The 3,585-nt window shown below is 65.3% G+C and carries 4 protein-coding genes; all 4 read right to left on the minus strand.

The genetic code is table 11. The annotated features are described in order from the left end of the window. On the minus strand, positions 1-550 hold a 550-nt coding region (locus GPA_RS17100; protein ID WP_041238670.1), incomplete at its 3' end, for a lyase family protein. 14 nt (positions 551-564) lie between these two features. Then, entirely contained in the window at positions 565-1,896 is a 1,332-nt protein-coding gene (locus tag GPA_RS00405) for an argininosuccinate synthase (RefSeq protein WP_015538623.1), read from the minus strand. A gap of 246 nt (positions 1,897-2,142) precedes the next feature. Beyond that, positions 2,143-2,571 (minus strand): arginine repressor, encoded by a 429-nt coding sequence (locus GPA_RS00410; RefSeq protein WP_015538624.1) that lies wholly within the window; start codon positions 2,569-2,571, stop codon positions 2,143-2,145. A 220-nt stretch (positions 2,572-2,791) separates the two neighbouring features. Then, on the minus strand, positions 2,792-3,585 hold a 794-nt coding region (locus GPA_RS19855), incomplete at its 5' end, for an aspartate aminotransferase family protein (RefSeq protein WP_156791099.1).

The following is a 3,585-nucleotide window of genomic DNA, read 5'->3' on the forward strand; positions in this document are numbered from 1 at the left end:
CGGCCAGGCGCTCGAAGTCGCGTGCGAGCATCCACACGTAGGCGAGCATATGGTGAGCGAACAGCACGGGCTGGGCGTGCTGCAGGTGCGTGTAGCCCGGCATGATGACGTCCGGATGCTCCTCGGCCTGTTTGACGAGCGCCTGGCGCAGCGCGACGTTGGCCGCCATGAGGTCCTCGCAGCGCTGCTTCGCGAACAGGCGCGTGTCGGTGGCCACCTGGTCGTTGCGGCTGCGGCCCGTGTGCAGGCGTGCGCCCGCATCGCCGACGTCCGCGATGAGCGCGCGCTCAACGGACATATGGATGTCCTCGTCGTTGATGTCGAAGGCGAACTTCCCCGCCTCGATGCGCTCCTGCACGCGCTCGAGCCCGCCCACGATGGCATCGGCGTCGGCCTGCACGATGACGCCCGCCGATCCCAGCATGGCCGCGTGCGCCTTCGAGCCGGCGATATCCTGCGCATAGAGCGCCTTGTCAACCGGCAGCGAGGCGCCGAAGCGCTGCGTGAACTCGCTCACGTTCTCCGTGAACCTGCCTGACCAGAGTGCCATGGGTTTCCTTTCGCTTACGCCAAGACGGCTTCTGCCTCGGCAACAACCTGCTTGCCGAGAGGCGTCACGTCCTCGTACTTGCCCTTCTTGAGGGGGCCCTGCTGCTTCTCGGCATCGAAGAGCTCGGCCGGGGCGCCCTCCTGCCGACGGTTCGAGGCCCACGTCTTGCCGGAGAGCGTCTGCAGCTTGATGAAGCCCTTGGCGGCCGTGTGGTCGAACGCGTCGTCCTTGTCGTAGGTGGCCAGCGCGTAGTCGTAGAGCGAGTAGGCGCTCTTCCGGCCGACCACCGTGCAGGAGCCCTTGTAGAACTTGAGCCTCACCGTGCCGGACAGGCAGCGCTGGGTGGACGCCATGAACGCGTCGATGGCCTCCTTGAGCGGCGAGAACCACTGGCCGTTGTACACGGCGGTGGCCCAGGCCTGCTCCATGCCCAGCTTGTAATGCAGCACTTCCCGCTCGAGCACGAGGTCCTCGAGCGCCTTGTGCGCCTGGATGAGCGCGAGGCCCGCCGGCACCTCGTAGCACTCGCGGCTCTTCACGCCCACGAGCCGGTTCTCGATCATGTCGATGCGGCCGTAGCCGTGCTTGCCGGCGATCTCGTTCAGCGCGTAGATGATGCCGAGGAAGCTCTTCTGATCGCCGTTGATCATGTAGGGCAGGCCGCGCGCGAACGTGAGCTCAACGTATTCGGGCTGGTCGGGAGCCTGCATCGGATCGCTCGTCATGGTGTAGATGTCCGCCGGCGGCTCGGTCCACGGGTCCTCCAGCACGCCGCACTCGATGGCCCGGCCCCACAGGTTGTCGTCGATGGAGTACGGCGACTTCTTGGTGGTGGGCACCTCGATGCCGTGAGCCTGCGCCCACTCCATCTCCTCGGGCCGGGTCTTGAGCTCCCACTCGCGCACCGGGGCGAGGATCTCGATGTCGGGGTCCAGCATCGTGATGCTCGACTCGAAGCGCACCTGGTCGTTGCCCTTGCCCGTGCAGCCGTGCGCGATGTACTTCGCGCCGAACTTGTGGGCGGCGTCCACGAGGTGCTTGGAGATGAGCGGCCGCGACAGCGCCGAGACCAGCGGGTACTTGTTCTCGTACATGGCGTTGGCAGCGAGAGCCTTGGCCAGGTACTCCTTGGCGAACGTCTCCCGCATGTCCACTACCAGGCAGTCGAGCGCGCCGGATTTGAGCGCCTTCTGCTTGATCTTCTCGAGGCCCTCGTGCTCCTGCCCCACGTCACCCACGACGGCGATGACGTCGACGCCCTTGTTCTCCTGGAGCCACTTGATGCAGCACGACGTGTCGAGGCCGCCCGAGTATGCCAGTACCGCTTTTTCCTTCTGATCTGCCATGATGAATCCCTTTCCTGCGTTTGCTTTTTCTTTTGGCTTAAATGGTTCGTTGCCCGGTTCTCCGATGCAGATACGGGTTGGCCTTGGCTCCGCCCTGCCGTTCTCGGCGTGCGGATACACGGGGTCCCGTGTGCATCGCGGCTTTTCGCGGTGGCGTGAGCGCCGGGCGGCTCTCACGACTTCATGCTGCTGGGCAGCCTTGGGGGAAAGGAGGGAGAAAAGCGTCCCTCGCGCTAAAGTAGACGACTAACGTCGTCGCAGTCGGTCGATGGCACGCTCAACTTCAAGAGCGGCCTCGGGGCTCTCGGCAGCGATCATGATCGTGTTGTCACCGGCAACGGTGCCGAGCGCGCCGCGCAAGCTCGCTTTATCGAGCGCAGCGGAGACGCCGGCGGCTCCGCCGGAGAACGTCTTGACCACGATGAGATTGCCTGCCACGTGTACCTCTTCAACCAGTTCGGAAACCATGCGCTGGAGGCGCATTTCCTCCGGCAGCACGTAATAGCCTTCGCGGGACTTCACCAGGCCCATGTCCATGATGTCCCGAGAGATGGTGGCCTGGGTGCAATCGTAGCCTGCGGCTTGCAGCTGATCGGCGAGATCGCGCTGCGTCTTGACATTATGCTCGCGAATGATATCGCGGATGATGTCATGCCGTTGCTGACGTTTCCTCATGCCCTCGACTCTCTGTCCTTGCGGAGCACTATCACATACAGTTTCACAGCCATTCGCACGGTTATGCAGAAAATCGCAAGACCGGCAAAATTTATGCAGTAAATAGTACCTCATGACACTGCGTTTGCGAAGTAGGAATTTCCAAAAGTACGAAAAATTCGGTAAAGCGGGCGCCTCGAACGCCCAAGGCGGCGGGCGTTCGAGGCGATAGCAGGCGGCCCTACACGCCCAGCAGGCAGGACAGGCGCTCGACGAGCTGATCCACGTGCTGCTCCTCGCAGACGAGCGGAGGCAGGAAGCGCAGCGTATGCGGGCCGGTGGCGTTGATGACGAGGCCCTTGCCCAGCGCGCGCAGGACGACGTCGTTCGCATCGACGTCCTCTGCCAGGTCGGCAGCCACCATGAGCCCCAGCCCGCGCACCTCCACCACGTGAGGCAATTCGGCCAGGCGCTCGCGCAGGTAGGCGCCCACGCGCTCGACGCGCGCGCCGAAGCCCTCGTCCGCAAGCGTGCGCAACGTGGCCTGCGCGGCGGCGACGGCCAGGTTGCTGCCGCCGAACGTGGAGCCGTGGTCGCCGGGTGCGAACGAGGCGGCCACGTTGGCACGGGCCGCGCACATGCCCGTGGGCATGCCCGAGGCCACGCCCTTGGCGATGGTCACGACGTCGGGCACGATGCCGAAGCGCTGGAACGCGAACGGCGTGCCGCAGCGGAAGACGCCCGTCTGCACCTCGTCGCAGATGAGCAGCGCGTCGTGCTCCTCGGTAAGGCGGCGTGCAGCTTGCAGGAACTCCGGCGTGCACGGATGCACGCCGCCCTCGCCCTGCACGCATTCCACCATGACGGCGCATATCTCGCTGCCGCGTTCGGCGAACAGGGCCTCGAGTGCGGCCACGTCGTTGGGCGCCGTATGGGCGAAGCCGTCGGGCAGGGGCTGGAACGCCTCCTGCTTGGCGGGCTGGGCCGTGGCGGCCAGCGTGGCCATGGTGCGCCCGTGGAAGCTGCGGTCGAGCG

Source organism: Gordonibacter pamelaeae 7-10-1-b (assembly GCF_000210055.1).
GTDB classification, from domain to species: domain Bacteria; phylum Actinomycetota; class Coriobacteriia; order Coriobacteriales; family Eggerthellaceae; genus Gordonibacter; species Gordonibacter pamelaeae.

Bases quoted from the DNA above. Each gene is read 5' to 3' on its own strand.
- GPA_RS00405 (WP_015538623.1), bottom strand. From the start codon at position 1,896: ATGGCAGATCAGAAGGAAAAAGCGGTACTGGCATACTCGGGCGGCCTC.
- GPA_RS00410 (WP_015538624.1), bottom strand. From the start codon at position 2,571: ATGAGGAAACGTCAGCAACGGCATGACATCATCCGCGATATCATTCGC.